We start from the raw sequence: 18,014 nt of genomic DNA, 5'->3' as shown, positions 1-18,014 counted from the left end.
CTCGTGATCATCGTCGTCGCTCTTGCAGCGCTCTTCGGCCTCGCGGTCGGCTCGTTCCTCAACGTCGTCGTCTGGCGGGTGCCGCGCGGAGAGTCGGTGGTCTCCCCGCCGAGCGCGTGCCCGCGGTGCGGCCACCGGATCCGGGCTCGTCACAACGTCCCGGTGGTCGGCTGGTTGGTGCTTCGAGGCCGTTGTCACGACTGCGGAGAGCCGATCGCGAGGCGTTACCCGCTCGTGGAGGCAGCGACCGGCGTGGCGTTCGGCCTCGTGACGTGGCTCGCGGGGGTCTCCTGGGAGCTTCCCGCGCTGCTGTACCTCGCCGCGATCTCGATCGCCCTGGCACTGATCGACCTGGACTGCCGTCGTCTGCCCGACGCGGTGGTGCTCCCGTCCTACGCGGTGGGATCAGGGCTGCTCGCGCTCGCCGCATGGAACCCAGGTGGAGAGCCCGAGTGGGCCGCGCTCCTGCGTGCGGGTATCGGCGGGTTCGTCCTTCTGTCCGTCTACTTCCTGCTGCTCGTCGTCTACCCCGGCGGCATGGGGTTCGGGGACGTGAAGCTCGCAGGGGTGCTCGGTATCTACCTGGGGTATGCCGGGTGGGCTGCCCTCGTAGTGGGTTGGTTCTCCGCCTTCCTGCTGGGTGGGCTGTACGCGCTCGTCCTCATGGTGGCGGGGCGGGCGGGGCGGCGCACGAGCGTTCCGTTCGGGCCGTGGATGCTGGCCGGGGCGTGGGCCGGGCTGCTCGTGGGTGACGTCGTCGGACGGTGGTACGTCTCACTGCTGTGAGACGGGGTCAGCCGGGCCCGGAAGCCGTCGCGACCAGGTGAAAGACGGCGGCATTCACCCTCAAGTCGGACGAGCGCGCTCCCGATAGGACTGTCGGAACCGCTCTACAGACGGAGGTCGGCCTGTGGCCAGCACGCGTGTGATCGGGCTCGACATCGGCGCGGGCGCCGTGCGCGCAGCCGAGCTCGAGTTCGGCTCGGGGGGACCCGGAGGGAAGAACCCTCCCACGCTCGCACGGTTCGGCGAGGTCCCGCTTCCCCTGGGCGCGGTGCGAGACGGCGAGGTCGTCGAGCAGAGCGTCGTCGCGAACGCCCTCAAGCAGCTGTGGGCGAAGGTCAAGTTCCCGAGCAAGGACGTCGTGATCGGGGTCGGGAACCAGCGCGTCCTGGTGCGCGAGACGGAGCTGCCCTGGATGCCGCGGCAGCAGCTCACCGAGTCCCTGGCCTACCAGGTCGGCGACCTGCTCCCGATGGCCACGAACGACGCGCTCCTCGACTACTGCCCGACGGCCGAGGTCGACGGCGCCAACGGTCGCATGGTGCACGGGCTGTTGGTCGCCGCACAGCGCGACACCGTCAACGCGAACGTGCTGGCGGTCGAAGGGGCCGGCCTGCGGCCCGTGATGGTCGACCTCAACGCCTTCGCTCTCGTCCGGGCGCTCGCGCGTGGGGACTACGCTCATCGGACCGTCGCGCTGGTCGACATCGGCGCGCAGATCACCACCGTCGTCGTGGCGGCGCAGGGTCAGCCGCGGCTGGTTCGTGTGCTGCCGAGTGGCGGGCACCAGGTCACGACCGCGGTTGCGAGCGCGCTGGGGATCTCGGTAGCCGAGGCCGAGACCGCCAAGCGGGAGATCGGTGTGGGGTACGCGGTCTCGCCCGATCGGCAGCAAGCGGCGGACAACGTCGCCGACGTCGTGCGTCAGCTCATCGAGTCGGTGCGCAACACGTTCGTGTACTACACGGGCAACAACCCCGGTGCAGGCATCGATCTGGTCGTGCTGACCGGAGGCGGTTCGCACCTGCCCGGGCTGGGCCAGTACCTGTCGAGCGCCAGCCGGATCGCCGTGACCCTGGGTGACCCGCTCGCAGGGCTGCGCACGGCCAAGTCGGTGGGCCGCGAGCGGCTGGCCGGACGCGAGTCGCTGATCGCTCTTCCCGTCGGACTCGCATACGGAGTTGCCGCATGAGCTCGCTGCTGGAGCGCCCCCTGAAGTCCGTCAAGGGCAAGCCGGCGCAGTCGATCGTGACCGGGTTGCCGCAGGTCAACCTGCTGCCCCCCGAGGTTCGCGCCGCTCGAGGCCTGCAGAGCATCAAGCGCTGGCTGGTGATCGCGCTGCTGGTCGTGGTCGCGCTGTGCGCGCTCGTCTGGCTCCTGGCGCAGAGCGTGGCGTCCAACGCGCAGTCCGACCTGGAGAACGCGCAGAGGGAGACGGCACGACTGACGCAGGAGCAGACCAAGTACGCCGAGGTCCCACGCGTACAGGCCCAGCTCGCGGAAGCCGTGCGCGCACGCCAGATCGCCGGGTCGACGGACATCCTGTGGAAGCAGTACTTCGACGCGATCGCGGCCGTTCTCCCCGAGGGGGCGAGCATGGACTCGTTCGCGATCACCGGATCGACTCCCATGGAAGGTCCTGGCGCCGCGGCCCATGCGCTGCAGGGTGCGAGCATCGGGAACATCGCATTCGCCGCTCGTTCCGTGTCGGTCCCGGACGTGAGCGCCCTCATGGACGCGCTCGACTCGATCCCGGGTCTCGCGGACTCCTTCGTGACGTCCGTTCAGATCACCGAGACCGAGGGCTTCGGCGTCTACTACAAGATCGACGGGAGCGTTCAGCTCGCGCCCAGCGTGTTCTCCGGCCGCTTCGAGCCCGTTTCCGACACCACCCCACCCGCAGGTGACGCTGGTGCCGATGCGAAGGATGAGGGCGAGTGATGGGTAACGCCAAGAAGTCCACCTGGATCGGTGGGACCACCTTCCTCGCGGTCGTCATGATGGCGATGGCCTGGTTCCTGCTGATCTCGCCCGTGTTCGCGCAGGCGGACGACACGAAGGCGCAGACCAAGCAGACCGAGGAGCAGAACGTCATCCTCAAGCAGAAGGTCGACAAGCTGCGCGCCGAGTTCGCCCACCTCGAGGAGTACAAGGCCGAGCTCGCGGGTCTGCAGAAGGGCATCCCGACGACGATCGCTCTCTCGTCGTACCTGCGGCAGCTCAACGACGTCGCCGCACAGCACTCGGTGTTCGTCACGCAGATCACGCCGTCGACGCCGGAGATGATCACGCTCGCCGCGCCTGACCCGGTCCGTGCCGCAGACGCGACGGGTGGCGTCTCGACGGAAGCGCCCGCACCGGAGGCCACCGCGACCCCGAGCCCCAGCGCGAGCGCGGGCGCCGAGGCCGGCGACGGGACGACCACACCGCCTGCGGCACCCAAGGCCCCGGCCGGCATGAGTGCGGTCCCCGTCTCGATCGTCGTCGTGGGTACGTACCAGAACACGATGGCGTTCCTCGACGGCCTGCAGCGCACCGAGCGACTCTTCCTGGTCGGTGCGCTGACCGGGATGGCGCAGGAGGAGCAGGAGCAGCAGCAGGGCAAGCCGGCGACGGAGCTGGCAGATCTCGAGCTGACCGTCGACGGCTACATCTGGGTCCTCCCTGACGGCACCCTGGCTGCCCCGGGAACCGATGAGCCGCAGGCCCCGCTCCCGGTCCCCGGCGCGGACGTCAACCCGTTCATGCCGATCGAGGGCAGCGACGCCCCGGCTTCCTCGTCAGAGGACGACTGAGACCGTCCCGGTCGCCGCGTCGCGCCGCAGGGCCGCTCCGGCACACACCCCGGAGCGGCCCTGCGGCGTCGGCGTCCATCCCGCAGACGCACCGGCCGGGCCCGTCCCCGCTCATGGAAGGATTGCGGGATGCTGCGTTGGTTGACGGCGGGGGAGTCCCACGGCCCCGCACTCGTCGGGATCCTCGAGGGCGCGCCCGCGGGGATCGAGATCCACACCGAGGACGTTCAGGCGGCCTTGGCGCGGCGCAGGCTCGGCTACGGCCGAGGCGCGCGCATGAGGTTCGAGAAGGACGAGGTGCGGCTCCTGGCCGGCGTGCGGCACGGGGCGACGCAGGGTGGGCCCGTCGCGATCGAGATCGGCAATACCGAGTGGCCCAAGTGGGTCGAGGTCATGTCGGCGGACCCGGTCGAGGACCCGACGGTCCTGCAGCGCGCCCGCAACGCTCCGCTCACCCGCCCGCGGCCCGGCCACGCCGACCTCGTCGGGATGCGCAAGTACGGTTTCGACGACGCGCGGCCGGTCCTCGAGCGCGCCTCGGCCCGGGAGACCGCGACCCGCGTCGCGCTCGGCACGGTCGCCGCGAAGCTCCTCGAGCAGGCGGCGGGCATCCGGCTCGTCTCGCACGTCGTCGGGATCGGCCCGGTCGCCGTGCCGGACGACGCGGAGCTGCCCGGCCCCGACGACGTCGCCGCGCTCGACGCGGACCCCGTGCGCTGCTTCCACGGCGAGACCTCGGCGGCGATGGTCGCGGAGATCGACGAGTGCCACAAGGACGGCGACACGCTCGGCGGCGTCGTCGAGGTGCTCGCCTACGGTGTCCCGTCCGGGCTCGGCTCGTACGTGCACGCCGACCGTCGGCTCGACGCGCGCCTGGCGGCGACGCTCATGGGCATCCAGGCCATCAAGGGTGTCGAGGTGGGCGACGGGTTCCGCACCGCCACGCGCCGCGGCTCGCAGGCGCACGACGAGATCGACCGCGTCGACGGGCGCGTCCGGCGTCGGTCGAACCGGGCCGGCGGCCTCGAGGGCGGCATGACCAACGGCGAGGTCCTCCGGGTCCGCGCGGCCATGAAGCCCATCTCCACGGTCCCTCGTGCGCTCGCGACGATCGACACGAGCACGGGCGAGGCCGCCAAGGCGCAGCACCAGCGCTCCGACGTGTGCGCGGTGCCGCCGGCCGCGGTCGTCGCCGAGGCCATGGTCGCCCTGGTCCTGGCCGACGCGCTGCTCGAGAAGACCGGCGGCGACTCGGTCGCGGAGGTCCGCCGCAACCTGCAGGCCTACCTGGACGCCGTCCCGGACCTGCTGCGCTGACGCCCGCCGCGTCGGCGGACGAGCGGACGAGCGACGACGAAGGCCCGGCCACCCTCGCGGGGGCCGGGCCTTCGCCGTGCTCCGCTCGTCAGCGGGCGACCACCCGGACGACCGTGCTCGCCGGGCTGTTGCCCAGGTTGCTCGTGGCGACGACGCGGAACGAGTACGTCGTCCCCTTCGTCGCCTTGGACCAGGTGTAGCTGGTCGCCGTCGCGGAGGTCGTCGCGAGCGTCTTCCACGTCGAGCCCGTCGAGTACTCGACCCGGTAGGCGGAGATCTTCGAGCCGTTGGTGACCGACGCGCGCCAGGTGACCTTCACCGTCTTCGTGGCCGGGCTGGTGGCCTTGACCGACGTCGGCGCTGACGGCTTGGTCGCCGGCGTGACCGCGGCCGCGGTCGACCACGCACCGGTCCCGAGCTGGGTCCGCGCCGCCACCCGGATCTGGTAGTACGACCCGTTCTTGAGACTGGTGACGGTGGCCGTCCGGGCGGAGGCTGAGACGCTCGGTCCGGTCCGCCAGGTCGTCCACCCGGTGGTCGCGCTCTTCGCCCGGTACTGCAGGTCGTACGCCTGGATCGCCGCGCCGCCGTTGCTCGCGGGGGGCGACCAGGAGAGCGTCGCCGATGCGTTGCCGCGCGACGCCTTCACGTTCGACGGGGCCGTGGCGAGCCCGAGGGTCGCCGTCGTCAGGGTCGCGGCAGGCCCAGCGCCGAACGCGTTGAGCGGGGCGACGCTCACCGTGTACGACGAGACCGTGGTCAGACCCTTGATCTCGACGGTCGTGGCCGTCGAGGAGGTAGCCGCGGGCACGGCGACCCAGCTGCCCTCGCCCTTGCGGTACTTGACCGAGTAGCCGGTGATCGGCGACCCGCCGGTGCCCGACGGTACGCGCCAGGACACGGTGAGCGCGGTCGCCAGCGGCTTGGCGGTGAGGTTCGTGACCGGGGTCGTCGGCGCACCGGCGGTCGTGACCGAGCGGGCGGTGGACCAGGCGCTCGCACCCTCGACGTTGTACGCCTGCAGCTGGAACTCGTAGGTGGTCGACGGGGCCAGGCTCCCGACCTTGACCGACTCGGTACCCGCCTCGATCGTCAGAAGGGTCCAGTCGCTCGTCGTCCCGTTGGCGTTCGAGGCGCGGTAGGCGAGCCGGTACGCGGGGGTCTCGAGGGACCCGCGGTCCGCGCCGGCCGGGGTCTTCCAGGTCACCGTGGCGTCCGTCCCGGAGACAGCGAGACCGATCTGGACCGTCGCGGGCGGGTTCGTGACGCTGAACGAGCCGACGGACGACTTACCGAGCTTGACGCGCGTCGACGCCGTGTTCGCCTTCTCGGGGACGGCGGTGACCTGCCAGTAGTAGGTGGTCCCGTAGGCGAGGGTCGCGGGGATCGCGAACGAGGTCGCCAACGTCTCCGCCGCCGTCGCCGTGTCGAGCGTCCCGGCCGTGGCGGAGTACTGCACGAGGTAGCGCGACGCGCCGTCGACCGGGGTCCAGTCGAGCACCCGGTCGCGGGGTGTGAGGACCGCACCGTCGGCCGTGGTCCGCACAGGTACGGGAGCAGCGACCGTGAACCGCCCCGACGTCGCCTCGCGCGACGTGTAGCTGCTGTTGTCGTAGCTGAACACCAGCCACTCGTACGTGCCGTCGTCGAGGTCGCGGACCGTTGCCGAGGTCTGGGTGACCTGCGTCGGCGTCGTCGGCCACGTGCCGCCGACGGGACGCACCTTGACGCCGTACTTGGCGGCTGCCGTGGTGCCGGACCACGAGAGGGTGGCGGACGTGCCGTCCACTCGCGTGGTGAGGTCCGTGGGCGCGGGTGCCGCGACGGTGAACGGCTCGGGCGCGGTGTAGTTACCGGGATTGCCGAGTGCGTCGAGCGCCGCGACCTTGAACCAGTAGCTGCCGGGCTGGAGCGGCTTCTGCCCGAGATCGAGCGTCTTGGCGACGTACCAGGGGTATTCGACCTTGAGCGTGCCCTTCGAGGTGAGCGACGAGTCGAGGATGGTCACCGCGTAGCCGCGGCTACCGCCGTCGGCGGGCGCGGACTCGGACTGCGGCCGCCAGGAGAACACCACGGACCCGTCGGACGTCGTGGTCACGGGGGTCGCACCGACGAAGTCGACCGGCGTGCTCCGCTTCTGCCAGTAGTACTGCTTGGGCGTGAACACCGAGCCGACGATGGGCTGGAACTCCGAGAACGCGTCGTTGGCCGACACCCCGCGGACACGCCAGCAGTACTCACCCGAGGTCTCGTCGTCGAACACCCCGTTGATGCGCAGGTGCGTCTGCGTCGTGTACTGGGTCGTCACGTGCACGCTGCAGTCGTAGTCGTGGTAGACGGCCACCTCGTAGGCGTTCGCGCCGGCAACGGGTGACCACTTCATGAGCGGGGCCGGCTTGCCGACGACGGTGTCGCGCTCGACCTGCCACGACTCGTCGTCGACGACGGCCGTGACGTCGGTCCCCGAGCGCGGGGGAGCCACGTCGAAGTACCGCTTGCGAGACGTGTCGCCGTCGTCGACGTCGGACCAGAGCGACTCCTGCGATCCCGCCGGCGTCGCCTGCTGGAGCGCGGTGGTGGCGTTGCCGGAGTAGTCGATCGCGCGGACCCGCCACTCGTAGAGACCCCCAGGGTCCATCCGGTTCGCCTTGGTCGACTTCCAGAGGCAGGTCCCGTCGCCCTCGAGCGCAGAGCCGTCGTTCGTGCCTTCGACGACCCGCCCGACGATGCTCGCCGACGTCGAGGCGGTGCGGCAGGTCAGCCCCTGGCGCTTGTCGGTGCTGTCTCGCAGGATCGGGATCGCCTCGACCTCGTACAAGGTCGCGCGCGGCACCGGCTCCCAGGTGAGGAGCACCTGGTCCAGCGGCGTCCGGACCGGGTTCGCGATGTCGGTCGAGCCGAACGTCGGGTACGGGTACGTCTTGGTGAAGCCGGCAGCGCTGACGGTCGGTGCGGTCTGCCCGCCCCACGCCTTGCGGAACTGCTTGGCCTGCGAAGGCTGGCCCTTGTTGCCGGCCGGGTCGTACGCCGTCACCTGCCACCAGTAGTTGCCGTCCACCAGCTGCTCCAGCGGGACGTACGTCGTGCTCGTGGAATCGCCCTCGATCTTCACTGTCGTGACCAGTCCGGTGGCGTCGTCCACCGACTGCCCGATCACGATCGAGTACTTCGTCGCACCTGCCACCGGAGTCCAGGAGAACCGCAGGTCGCTCTGGATCGGGTCCGTGCTCGTCGGTGCCAGGAGCGTGGGCGCGGAGTCCGCCGCGGTCCAGCGCACGGTGAACGTGGCGGTCTCGCTCGCCGGACCCGTGACCGGGTCAGCGGTCGTGGTCGTCGACGAGGGGTTCGCGAATACCGCCTGGACCTTCCAGCTCCACAGCACCGGTGCACCCGACGACGTTCGCTCGAGCGGAGAGACCGGCGTGTGGGACGTGCCGGTGAGCCCCGGCACGGTCGTCGTGCCCGTCGCCCAGTCCGGGCTCGACGAGTACGTGAGCGTGTAGGAGATCGCGCCGCGGACGGGAGTCCACCGGAAGGTCACGGGGTCCGGGTAGTCGATCACGTCGCCGTACGCGGGCGAGAGCAGAGCAGGAGCTGCGGCGGCGGGGGCCTCGACGGTCACCGGCTCGGAGAAGGCGCCCCGCGACGCGTCGGTCGTGCCGGAGGTGTGCGCCGCGACGCGCCAGTACAGACCCCGGTCCTCGAGGTTGCCGAGGGTCCGCTCGGGGATCCACGTCCGCGCGGTCGTGGTTCGGGTCGCCACGAGGTTGGAGGTCGCGAACTGGTCGTCGGTCGCGAGCTGGATCGTGTACCCCGACGCACCGTCGACGCCGTCCCACAGGAACCGGACGTCGCCGTCGACGAGCTGCGTGCGGAGGTCCTGCGGGACGCCGATGGTCAGGGTCGTGGCCGCCGACGCCGGGGCGACGATCGTCGCCGCGCCTCCTACGACGATCAGGGCGGCCGTCACGACCGCGGCGGCGGTCTTGCGCAGGAACACGATGCCTCCAGGCATGCTCGTCACACGGGTCGTGGAGGCATCGGCACGGACGGAGCCCGAGGTGAGCGAAGCCCCGAGGCTGATCGGACGATTCACTCGTCCGGCGCCATTCCGACTCCAGCGCCGAACGACAGCGGTCGCCATGCGGACGGCGGGGGTGCGCCGAGCCGCCTCGACTAGGCTCCGGGCGTGCTCTCCAGCGACCACCCCGGACCTCGTGTCGTGCTCGTCGGACCGCCCGGGTCGGGCAAGTCGACGGTGGGGGCGGCGCTCGCCGAGCGGTGGCAGCTCGCGCTGCGGGACACCGACTCCGACGTGGAGACGGTCGCGGGCAAGCCGATCGCGGAGATCTTCGTCGACGACGGTGAGCCGGCGTTCCGGGCGCTCGAGCGCGCGGCTGTGGCCGCCGCGGTGGCCGGGCACGACGGTGTGCTCGCCCTGGGTGGCGGCGCGGTGCTCGACGAAGGGACGCAGGAGGTTCTCGCGGCGTACCGCGCAGCGGGCGGGGCGGTGGTGTTCCTGGACGTGACGCTCGCGCACGCGGCTCCGCGGGTGGGTCTGAACCGGTCGCGCCCGCTGCTGCTGGGGAACCCGCGTGCGCAGTGGCAGGCGTTGATGGACGCCCGTCGCCCGGTGTACGAGCGGGTGGCGACGCTGCGCGTGCTGACCGACGGGCTGCGGCCCGCCCAGGTCGCGCAGGAGGTGGAGGGTGCGCTGGCGCAGGCTCGTGCGCACGGGACGGACGCCCGGTCGGGGAACCCGGCGGGCGAGACGACGACGAGGCAGGGGGACGCGTGAGCGACGTGCGACGGGTGACGGTGCAGGGGGAGCAGCCGTACGACGTGGTGATCGGGCGGAACCTGCTCGCGGAGCTTCCCGCGACGCTGGGGGAGAAGGTGCGGCGCGTGCTCGTCGTGCACCCTGCGGCGCTCGCGACGACGGCGGACGCGATCATCGAGGACCTGCGCGCGCACGGGTACGAGACGTTCGGTGCGCAGGTGCCGGACGCCGAGGAGTCGAAGACCGCGCAGGTCGCGGCGTTCCTGTGGGGCGTGCTGGGCCAGGCGGACTTCACGCGCTCGGACGCGATCGTCGCGGTCGGTGGTGGCGCGACGACGGACCTGGGCGGGTTCGTCGCGGCGACGTGGCTGCGCGGCATCCGGGTCGTGCAGGTCCCGACGACGGTGCTCGCGATGGTCGACGCGGCCGTGGGCGGCAAGACGGGGATCAACACCGCCGAGGGCAAGAACCTCGTCGGCGCCTTCCACCCGCCGGCCGCGGTGCTGTGCGACCTGGCCGCGCTCGAGTCGATGCAGCGGTTCGACTTCGTCGCGGGGCTGGCGGAGATCGTCAAGGCGGGTTTCATCGCGGACCCGCGGATCCTCGAGCTCGTCGAGTCGAACGTGGCGCTGCTGCAGGACCCGGTGGCGGCGGCGCGCTCGGACGTGCTGCTCGAACTGGTCGAGCGGGCGGTGGTCGTCAAGGCGCAGGTCGTGGGTGAGGACCTCAAGGAGGCGGGCCTGCGCGAGATCCTCAACTACGGGCACACGTTCGCGCACGCGATCGAGCAGGTGGAGCGGTACCAGTGGCGCCACGGCGCGGCGGTGTCGGTCGGCATGGTGTACGTGGCGGAGCTCGCGCGGCTCGCCGGCAAGCTGTCCGACGAGGTGGTGGACCGGCACCGGGCGGTGCTCACGGCGCTCGGTCTGCCGACGACGTACCCGGGTGACCGGTGGGAGCGCCTGCTGGCCGCGATGCGGCGCGATAAGAAGACCCGGGGCGACCTGCTGCGGTTCGTCGTGCTCGAGGACGTCGGCCGTCCCACGCGCCTGGAGGGTCCCGACCCGACGCTGCTCGCGGCGGCGTACGCCGAGGTCGCCGAGGGTGCGACGTCGTCGTCCGCGGTCGCGTTGTGACGTGCGGCGCGTCGGCGCCCGTCCGGCGGGCGTGGCGCGGGGCCGTCGATAGGCTTCCCGCATGACGCGAGTGCTGGTGCTCAACGGTCCGAACCTGGCGCGCCTGGGCACTCGTGAGCCGGAGGTGTACGGCTCCACGTCGTTCTCCGACCTCGTGTCGGCGGTGCAGCGGTGGGGTGCCGGGCTTGGCCTCGACGTGGAGGTGCGGCAGACCGACGACGAGGCGGAGCTGATCGGCTGGCTGCACGATGCCGTCGACTCGCGCAGCGACGTCGTGCTGAACCCCGCCGCGTTCACGCACTACTCGTACGCGATGCGGGACGCGGCTGCGCAGGTCACGGGCGCTCGCCTGCGGCTCGTCGAGGTGCACATCACCAACCCGTACGCGCGGGAGACGTTCCGGCACACGTCGGTGGTCGGCGGGGTGGCGACGGGGACGGTCGCGGGCTTCGGCCTGGACTCGTACCGTCTGGCGCTGTCGGCCCTCGCCCCGACGGACTGAACAAGTTCCTACACTTGTGCAGCACTGAACAAGCCGACAGACTGGTGCCATGCTCGTCCTGACGATCGACCAGCGAGGCAGCCGCCGCGACGGCGACCGCGTGCCCGAGCTCCTCGCCGCGTTCGAGGACGTGTGGCCCGGTGCGGTCGCCGGATCTGCCGTGCCGCGGCCCGAGGGCGTCGTGCTCGGGTTCGAACGGACGGTAGGGGACGAGGTGCAGGGCGCGCTCGACGACGCCGGGCTGGCCGTCGCGATCGTCCTGCGGGTGCTGCGGGCCGGCGGCTGGAGCGTCGGCATCGGCTGCGGACGGGTCGACGAGCCGCTCGCGGAGACCTCCCGGGCGGCGTCAGGCACCGCGTTCGTCCTGGCCCGGGACGCGGTCGAGGCCGCCAAGAGCCGCCAGCGCGTGGTCCCGTTCGCTGTCCGCGGTGCGCACCACCAGGCGGGCCTCGACGCCGAGGCCGTGCTGACGCTCGTCGCCGCGACCGCAGCGCGGCGCACCGCGGCGGGTTGGGAGGCCGTCGACGCGGTTGACGCGGCAGGACCCCACGCGCGTCAGGAGGACGTGGCCGCCGCCATGGGCATCACGCAGCAGGCCGTCAGCCAGCGTCTGCGCACGGCGCTCTACGACGAGGCGCGCGCCGCGTCCGGCGCCGCGGCGCGTCTCCTGCTGGCCGCCCAGGGCTGAGCGCGCGACCTCACAGCGCCAGCGACGCGAGCAGACCCCATCCAGCCGCCCAGATCAGCGACGCGAGCGTGCCGATCACGAACCGCTCCGACGCGCCGGGGTTCTCCTTCAGCTCGGGGTAGCGGCCCAGACCCTTGACGGCCACGACGATCGCCACCCCCGCGGGCTGGCCGAGCAGCACGCACGCGGTGACCGCTGCCCGCTCCAGGAAGCCGATCCACGTGCCGCCCCGCAGCGCCGCGCGGGCCGCCGGGCCGTCCGGTCCCGCGGGGTCGAGGGACGACGACGGTGCGGGCGGGGGCGGCACCGGCCCGGGGTCGACCGTCGCGCCGCGCGCCCCGGCCACGGGGTCGGCGCCCGGCCGCGACGCGAGACGCAGGACGCCGGAGACGAACCACCAGCCGCCGCCGACGGAGACGACGAGCGCGCCGAGGACCGCGAGCACAACGAGCATGCGCCTACCGAACCACAGGCCACCCGCACACGTCGCCGGTTCGTCGCGGTCCGTCGTCGGGCACCACCGTCCCGAGGGCTGCCGGCGGCGGCCCGTGCGGCGGGCGGACGGTGGGGTGCGTGCCGGGACGGTACGATGGTCGGCGGCCTGCGGCCGGACGCGACCACCCGGGGGACCCGTCGGGTGCGGGGCGCGCGAGCCGCCTCGATCCACCCTCGACAGGAAGCGACGAACCGTGGCGACCACGAACGACCTCAAGAACGGCACCGTGCTGCGCATCGACGGCCAGCTCTGGACCGTCATCGAGTTCCAGCACGTCAAGCCCGGCAAGGGTGGCGCCTTCGTGCGCACCAAGCTGAAGAACGTCCTGAGCGGCAAGGTCGTCGACCGCACGTTCAACGCCGGCGTGAAGGTCGAGACGGCCAACGTCGACAAGCGCGAGATGCAGTACCTGTACAAGGACGGCGACGACTTCGTGTTCATGGACACGGACACGTACGACCAGCTGCACGTGCCGGCCGCGACCGTGGGCGACGCCGCGAACTTCATGCTCGAGAACCAGAACGCGCTGGTCGCCACGAACGAGGGCGCTCCGCTGTACGTCGAGCTCCCGCCGTCCGTGACGCTGCTGGTCACGTACACCGAGCCGGGTCTGCAGGGCGACCGCTCGAGCGCGGGCACCAAGCCCGCGACGCTCGAGACGGGCTACGAGATCCAGGTCCCGCTGTTCCTCGAGGCCGACACCAAGGTCAAGGTCGACACGCGCGACGGCTCCTACCTGGGTCGCGTGAACGACTGACGTGGGAGCCCGGTCCAAGGCCCGCAAGCGGGCCGTCGACGTCCTCTTCGAGGCCGACCAGCGCGGCGTCGAGCCGGTGACGCTGCTCGCGCAGCGCATCGCCGAGCCCGGCACGGAGGCGGCGCTGCCGCAGTACGCGGTCGAGATCGTCGAGGGCGTCGTCGCACGTCTCGCACGCATCGATGAGGTGCTCGCGTCGCACTCGCACGGCTGGACGATCGAGCGGATGCCTGCGGTCGACCGCGCCGTCCTGCGCGTCGGCACGTGGGAGGTCCTGTTCAACGACGACGTGCCGGACGCGGTCGCCGTCGACGAGGCCGTGGACCTGGTCCGCGCGCTGTCGACCGACGAGTCCCCGACGTTCGTCAACGGCCTGCTGGGCAGGATCGTCGAGCTCAAGCCGATGCTCCTGGCCTGAGCGGCCGAGACGTCACGAGGCGCGCCGTCCCCATGGGGGCGGCGCGCCTCGTCGTCGTGACACGCGTCGTCGCGGCGCCGCCCGGCCGAGGCCGTCAGGCGCGGTGGTGCAGCAGGTCGAACCGGTCGTCGGTGCGCGGCGACGGGACGACGCGCAGGGGACGCGTGTCCTCCCACTGCGAACCGGGGCGCGGGCCCCGCACGGGCACCGTCGGAGCGGCGCGGCCCAGGAAGTTGCCCTGCACCCGCCGGACCCCGAGCTGCACGAGCGCGTCCAGGTCGGCCGCGCGCTCCACGCCCTCGGCGACGACGTCGAGGCCGTGCGCGGCCGCCAGCTCGATGATCGCGCGCACCACGGACGCCCCGCGCTCGGTGTCGACCTCACGCACGAACGAGCGGTCGATCTTGAGGACGTCGACGGGCAGGCGTGCGAGCCGCGCGAGCGAGGAGTAGCCGGTCCCGAAGTCGTCGACGGCGATCCGCGTGCCCCGCGCGCGCAGCTCGGACAGCACGGGGATCGCGGCGCCGGTCTGGACGAGCGCGCTCTCGGTGATCTCGAGGGTGAGGTGCTCCCAGTACGTCGAGCCCCACGCGGTCTCGATCTGCTCGAGCGCGTCCGGCTCCGACAGGTGCCGCGCCGCGAGGTTGACCGAGACGGGCATCTGGAACCGGTCGAGCGCACGCCGCGCCTGGCTGAGCATCGACAGCCCGATCGGCACGATGAGCCCGGTCTCCTCGGCGAGCTCCAGCCAGTCGACGGGCAGGAGCAGCCGGCCGTGGTGGTCCCACCGCGCCAGCGCCTCGACCTGCAGGACCTCGAGCGTGCGCGCGTCGACGATCGGCTGGTAGTGCGCCGTGAACAGCCCGTCGGTGACCGCGGCCTCGAGCGCGGAGCGCTGCACGCGCTCGGCCTCGACGGCGCGGCGCAGCGCGCGGTCGAACACGCGGAAGCCGGAGCGCGAGCGCTTGGCCTCGAGCATCGCGGTGTCGGCGTGCCGCACGAGCGCCTCGACGTCGACGACGTCACCGGGCTGCCAGGTCGCGATGCCGACGGAGAGCCGCGACGGCCGGTTGCCGGGGGAGCGGTCGACGAAGCCCTCACGCAGCGAGCGGGCGATCGCGACGAGCTCGGGGTCGAGCGGCGCACGCGAGATGACCACGACGAACTCGTCGCCGCCGAGGCGACCGACGAACGTCTCCTCGCCCGGGATCGCCCCGCGCAGGTAGGTCGCGACGCGGCACAGCATGTCGTCGCCGCCGGCGTGCCCGTGCACGTCGTTGTAGCGCTTGAAGCCGTCCAGGTCGCAGTACACGAGCGAGACGCGGGTCCGCTCGACGTTGGCGCGCTCGAGCACCTCGTGCAGGTGCTGCTGGACCGCGCGGCGGTTCGGCAGGCCCGTGAGCGCGTCCGCGAACGCGGTGCGGTTCAGCTGGCGGGTCAGCGCATAGCGCTCGGCGGCGGCCGAGACGATCTGCGCGACGTCGACGAGGAACGCGCGCTCGTGGCCGTCGCGCACCTGCGCGCTGTACAGCTCGCACACGAACCGGCCGTGCGCGATGGGCCGCAGCGTGCCCTCGACCGCGGGGTCGTCGAGCACCTTGCGTGCCTCGTCGCGCGCCTGCAGCAGGAGCGTGTCGGCGTCGCGCGCGAACCACGCGGCGTTGGACACGCGCGCGACCGCGTCCCGCATCCGGTGCTGCCGGCTCGCCTCGTCCTGCGACTGGCGTACCCGCACGAGTGCGAGGGCCGCGAGGCCGAACGCGATCGGGACGGCCCACAGCGCGGCGAGCAGCGAGCTGATGTCGCGGTCGGGCATGAACCCGCTCGCGACGAGCATGCTCACCGACTCCAGGCCGGCGGCCACGAGCAGCGCGCCCCACACGGTCACCGAGTGGCGTCCGAGCGTGACGACGACGTACGACAGGACGACGAGGGTCGCGACGACGAGCGTCGAGCCCACCGCGAGGTCGCTGCGCGGTCCGGCGTCGCGGACCTCGGGGACGAGCCACGCGATCGCGTGCGCGGCGAGCGGCACGGCCGCGCCGGCGACCCACCACGCCGTGCGCGGACCCTGGGCGAACGCGCGGGTGGTCGGGAGCGCGAGCAGGAGGAAGCCGGCGACGAGCAGGAGGTGCACGAACGTCAGGACGGTCTGCACGGTGCCGGGGGCGAGGTAGCCGGCGACGGCGCCGACCAGCAGCATCAGCCCGATGTCCGCGGACCACGCGAGGCCCCAGACGGCACCCACGGGGCGGCGGTCGGTGCGCCACCAGAGCCACTGCAGCACCAGGAGGCCCGCCACCAGACCAGCCGCCAGCAGCTGGACCGCGCAGACCCACGTGGGAACCGACCCGAGCACGATGGTTGCTTCGGCGTGCGCACCGCCCGACATGACCTGGCATTCGGGTGACACCGCCCCCATCGGGCGAAATGTGCGTCCGGCGCGGACAACGCCTGTGCGTCGGGCAACTCAGGCAATACGCTGCCTGCGGCCCGGTGGACAAAAGCCCCGGGTGCGACGACGACTGGAGATGAGTTGATGACGACCTGGACCCGCGCCAGACGAGCGATCGCGGCGGTCGCGTGCAGCGGCCTCGCGGCGACCCTCGTGGGTGCTGCCGTCGCGCCGGCCGCGAACGCGGCGAGCGACGAGGGCACGCTGCCGAAGAAGGACTCGGCCGCGGTCGAGAAGCAGGAGACGCTCGTCGCGGGCGTCGTGTACAGCTTCAAGGACGGTCTGGCCGCCTCGGCGAGCGGGACCGCCACGGTCGCCGCCCGCGCGGCCGCCAACGCCTCCGTGCAGTCCGCGCTCAAGGCTAGCGGCGCGAAGGTCGCCACGGGGGCCGCAGCGGTCGACGCCGGCGCGACGTGGGCCGTCGACTTCGAGGAGCCCGTGACGCCTGCTCAGGCCCAGGCCGCGATCACCGCGCTCAAGGCCGTCCCCGGGATCACGGACGTCGAGCCCAACTACATCTCGACGGCGTACGCCGCCGGGCCGGTCGTCCCGACGGACCCGTACGTCAAGCAGTACCAGTGGAACATCTGGGACTACTCGTCGCGCGGCACGCTCGACGGCGTCGCCTGGCCGACGGGTGGCTACTCGACCCACGCCACGGCGCTGTGGCCCGCGACCAAGGGCAAGAACGTGGTCGTCGCGGTGCTCGACACGGGCCGCACGGCGCACCCGCAGATCGACGGGGTGACCGTCGCGGGCTACGACATGATCTCCGACAAGACCCGGGCACGGGACGGCAACGCCCGTGACTCGAACCCGCAGGACCAGGGTGACTGGGACAGCGAGGACCAGAGCTCGTGGCACGGCACGCACGTCGCGGGCATCATCGCCGCGAAGTGGGACGGTGCGAGGGGCGTCGGTGTCGCGCCGGGCGTCCGCATCCAGCACGTGCGCGTGCTCGGCGCGGGTGGCGGCACGTCGGCGGACATCGCCGCGGGCATCACGTGGGCGTCGGGTGGCGTCGTGTCCGGGACGTCGAGGAACAAGACGCCCGCGAAGGTCATCAACCTCTCGCTCGGCGGCAAGCACGCGTGCGGCTCCATGACGCAGCGGGCGATCGACAACGCGCGCAAGCGCGGCGCGGTCGTCGTCGTCTCCGCGGGCAACTCGGCGGAGAGCGCGTCGCTGTACGGCCCCGCGAACTGCAAGAACGTCGTCACGGTCGCGGCGCTCGACGAGTACGGCCAGCGCGCCAGCTACTCGAACTACGGCAACACGGTCGAGGTCTCGGCCCCCGGCGGCGAGTACGCCGACGGCTACCGGCCGATCCTGTCGACGTGGAACACCGGCACGACCAAGCCCGGCACCCAGACCTGGGGTCTGATGATGGGCACCAGCCAGGCGGCGCCGCACGTCTCCGCGGCCGCGGCGATGCTGTACTCGCTCGGCCTGCGTGGCAGCGCCGTCGAGTCCGGGCTGAAGAAGGCGACGTCGCCGTTCCCGAAGTACCCCAGCTTCCCGACCTACAACTGCACCACCACCCGGTGCGGCGCGGGCTACCTGAACCTGCAGAAGGTGCTGGCCCCGGCCGGCGCCGTCACTGTCACGGGTACCGCGAAGGTCGGCCAGACGGTGACCGCGAAGTACTCGTTCACCGGCAAGGTGAACGGCTACAAGTTCCAGTGGTACCGCAACGGCAAGGCGATCTCGGGTGCCACGGGCAAGACGCGCACGCTGAACTCCCTCGACAAGGGCGCGATCATCAAGGTCCGCGTCACGCCGGTGGGCACGGCGAGCTTCGTGTCGATCCCGAAGTACTCGGCGGGGACGCGCGTCGGCTGACGGCTCTCCACGGTCGAGAAGGGCGGGTGCGTCGTCGACGCACCC

General features: G+C 72.1%; 15 protein-coding genes. 12 read left to right on the top strand and 3 right to left on the bottom strand.

The annotated features are described in order from the left end of the window. Positions 1 to 3: 3 nt before the first annotated feature. From CUD01_RS13735 to aroC, 5 genes are all read left to right on the top strand, one after another. A complete protein-coding gene (locus tag CUD01_RS13735; RefSeq protein WP_141321875.1) occupies positions 4 to 786 on the top strand; it encodes a prepilin peptidase in 783 nt (260 codons plus the stop codon). Positions 787 to 910: 124 nt separating this feature from the next. Next, on the top strand, positions 911 to 1,975 hold the full coding sequence (gene pilM, locus CUD01_RS13730) for a type IV pilus assembly protein PilM (RefSeq protein WP_141321873.1): 1,065 nt from the start codon (positions 911 to 913) through the stop codon (positions 1,973 to 1,975). Continuing rightward, the gene (locus CUD01_RS13725) at positions 1,972 to 2,724 is read left to right on the top strand and encodes a PilN domain-containing protein (protein ID WP_141321871.1); all 753 of its coding nucleotides are present in this window, start codon (positions 1,972 to 1,974) and stop codon (positions 2,722 to 2,724) included. Before pilM ends, CUD01_RS13725 begins: the two co-directional genes overlap by 4 nt. Continuing rightward, the gene (locus tag CUD01_RS13720) at positions 2,724 to 3,578 is read left to right on the top strand and encodes a hypothetical protein (protein WP_141321869.1); all 855 of its coding nucleotides are present in this window, start codon (positions 2,724 to 2,726) and stop codon (positions 3,576 to 3,578) included. Before CUD01_RS13725 ends, CUD01_RS13720 begins: the two co-directional genes overlap by 1 nt. Positions 3,579 to 3,707: 129 nt before the next feature. Continuing rightward, positions 3,708 to 4,895 (top strand): chorismate synthase, encoded by a 1,188-nt coding sequence (aroC, locus tag CUD01_RS13715; protein WP_141321867.1) that lies wholly within the window; start codon positions 3,708 to 3,710, stop codon positions 4,893 to 4,895. An 88-nt stretch (positions 4,896 to 4,983) separates the two neighbouring features. Here aroC and CUD01_RS13710 read toward each other — a convergent pair whose 3' ends face one another. Next, entirely contained in the window at positions 4,984 to 8,910 is a 3,927-nt protein-coding gene (locus CUD01_RS13710) for a fibronectin type III domain-containing protein (RefSeq protein WP_141321865.1), read from the bottom strand. Positions 8,911 to 9,084: 174 nt separating this feature from the next. Between CUD01_RS13710 and CUD01_RS13705 the strand changes: the two genes are divergently transcribed. The 4 genes from CUD01_RS13705 to CUD01_RS13690 all read left to right on the top strand — a co-directional run bounded on the left by CUD01_RS13705 (position 9,085) and on the right by CUD01_RS13690 (position 12,001). Continuing rightward, complete coding sequence (locus CUD01_RS13705; RefSeq protein ID WP_141321863.1) at positions 9,085 to 9,693, top strand: shikimate kinase; 609 nt, start codon at positions 9,085 to 9,087, stop codon at positions 9,691 to 9,693. Then, positions 9,690 to 10,811, top strand: a complete 1,122-nt coding sequence (gene aroB, locus CUD01_RS13700) for a 3-dehydroquinate synthase (RefSeq protein ID WP_141321861.1) — start codon at positions 9,690 to 9,692, stop codon at positions 10,809 to 10,811. Before CUD01_RS13705 ends, aroB begins: the two co-directional genes overlap by 4 nt. Positions 10,812 to 10,872: 61 nt before the next feature. After that, entirely contained in the window at positions 10,873 to 11,313 is a 441-nt protein-coding gene (locus tag CUD01_RS13695; RefSeq protein WP_141321859.1) for a type II 3-dehydroquinate dehydratase, read from the top strand. 49 nt (positions 11,314 to 11,362) lie between these two features. Continuing rightward, on the top strand, positions 11,363 to 12,001 hold the full coding sequence (locus CUD01_RS13690) for a hypothetical protein (RefSeq protein WP_094179974.1): 639 nt from the start codon (positions 11,363 to 11,365) through the stop codon (positions 11,999 to 12,001). 10 nt (positions 12,002 to 12,011) lie between these two features. On the opposite strand, the gene CUD01_RS13685 is transcribed toward CUD01_RS13690, so the two are convergent. Next, positions 12,012 to 12,455 (bottom strand): hypothetical protein, encoded by a 444-nt coding sequence (locus CUD01_RS13685; RefSeq protein ID WP_141321857.1) that lies wholly within the window; start codon positions 12,453 to 12,455, stop codon positions 12,012 to 12,014. A gap of 235 nt (positions 12,456 to 12,690) precedes the next feature. On the opposite strand from CUD01_RS13685, the gene efp reads away from it, so the two are divergent. After that, positions 12,691 to 13,254 carry an elongation factor P gene (gene efp / locus CUD01_RS13680; RefSeq protein WP_094179976.1) on the top strand — a complete coding sequence of 188 codons (564 nt, stop codon included), beginning with the start codon at positions 12,691 to 12,693 and terminating at the stop codon, positions 13,252 to 13,254. A 1-nt stretch (position 13,255) separates the two neighbouring features. Then, complete coding sequence (nusB, locus tag CUD01_RS13675; protein WP_094179977.1) at positions 13,256 to 13,672, top strand: transcription antitermination factor NusB; 417 nt, start codon at positions 13,256 to 13,258, stop codon at positions 13,670 to 13,672. 94 nt (positions 13,673 to 13,766) lie between these two features. Here nusB and CUD01_RS13670 read toward each other — a convergent pair whose 3' ends face one another. Beyond that, on the bottom strand, positions 13,767 to 16,085 hold the full coding sequence (locus tag CUD01_RS13670) for a putative bifunctional diguanylate cyclase/phosphodiesterase (RefSeq protein WP_244937789.1): 2,319 nt from the start codon (positions 16,083 to 16,085) through the stop codon (positions 13,767 to 13,769). A gap of 126 nt (positions 16,086 to 16,211) precedes the next feature. Here CUD01_RS13670 and CUD01_RS13665 point away from each other — a divergent pair, with 126 nt between their 5' ends. Beyond that, on the top strand, positions 16,212 to 17,969 hold the full coding sequence (locus CUD01_RS13665) for a S8 family serine peptidase (protein ID WP_141321855.1): 1,758 nt from the start codon (positions 16,212 to 16,214) through the stop codon (positions 17,967 to 17,969). Positions 17,970 to 18,014: the final 45 nt, after the last annotated feature.

It is taken from the genome of Cellulomonas uda, assembly GCF_006538705.1.
Classification (GTDB): domain Bacteria; phylum Actinomycetota; class Actinomycetes; order Actinomycetales; family Cellulomonadaceae; genus Cellulomonas; species Cellulomonas uda.
The sequence above is the reverse complement of the archived record's forward strand: the minus strand, read 5'-3'. Positions and strand labels throughout refer to the sequence as shown.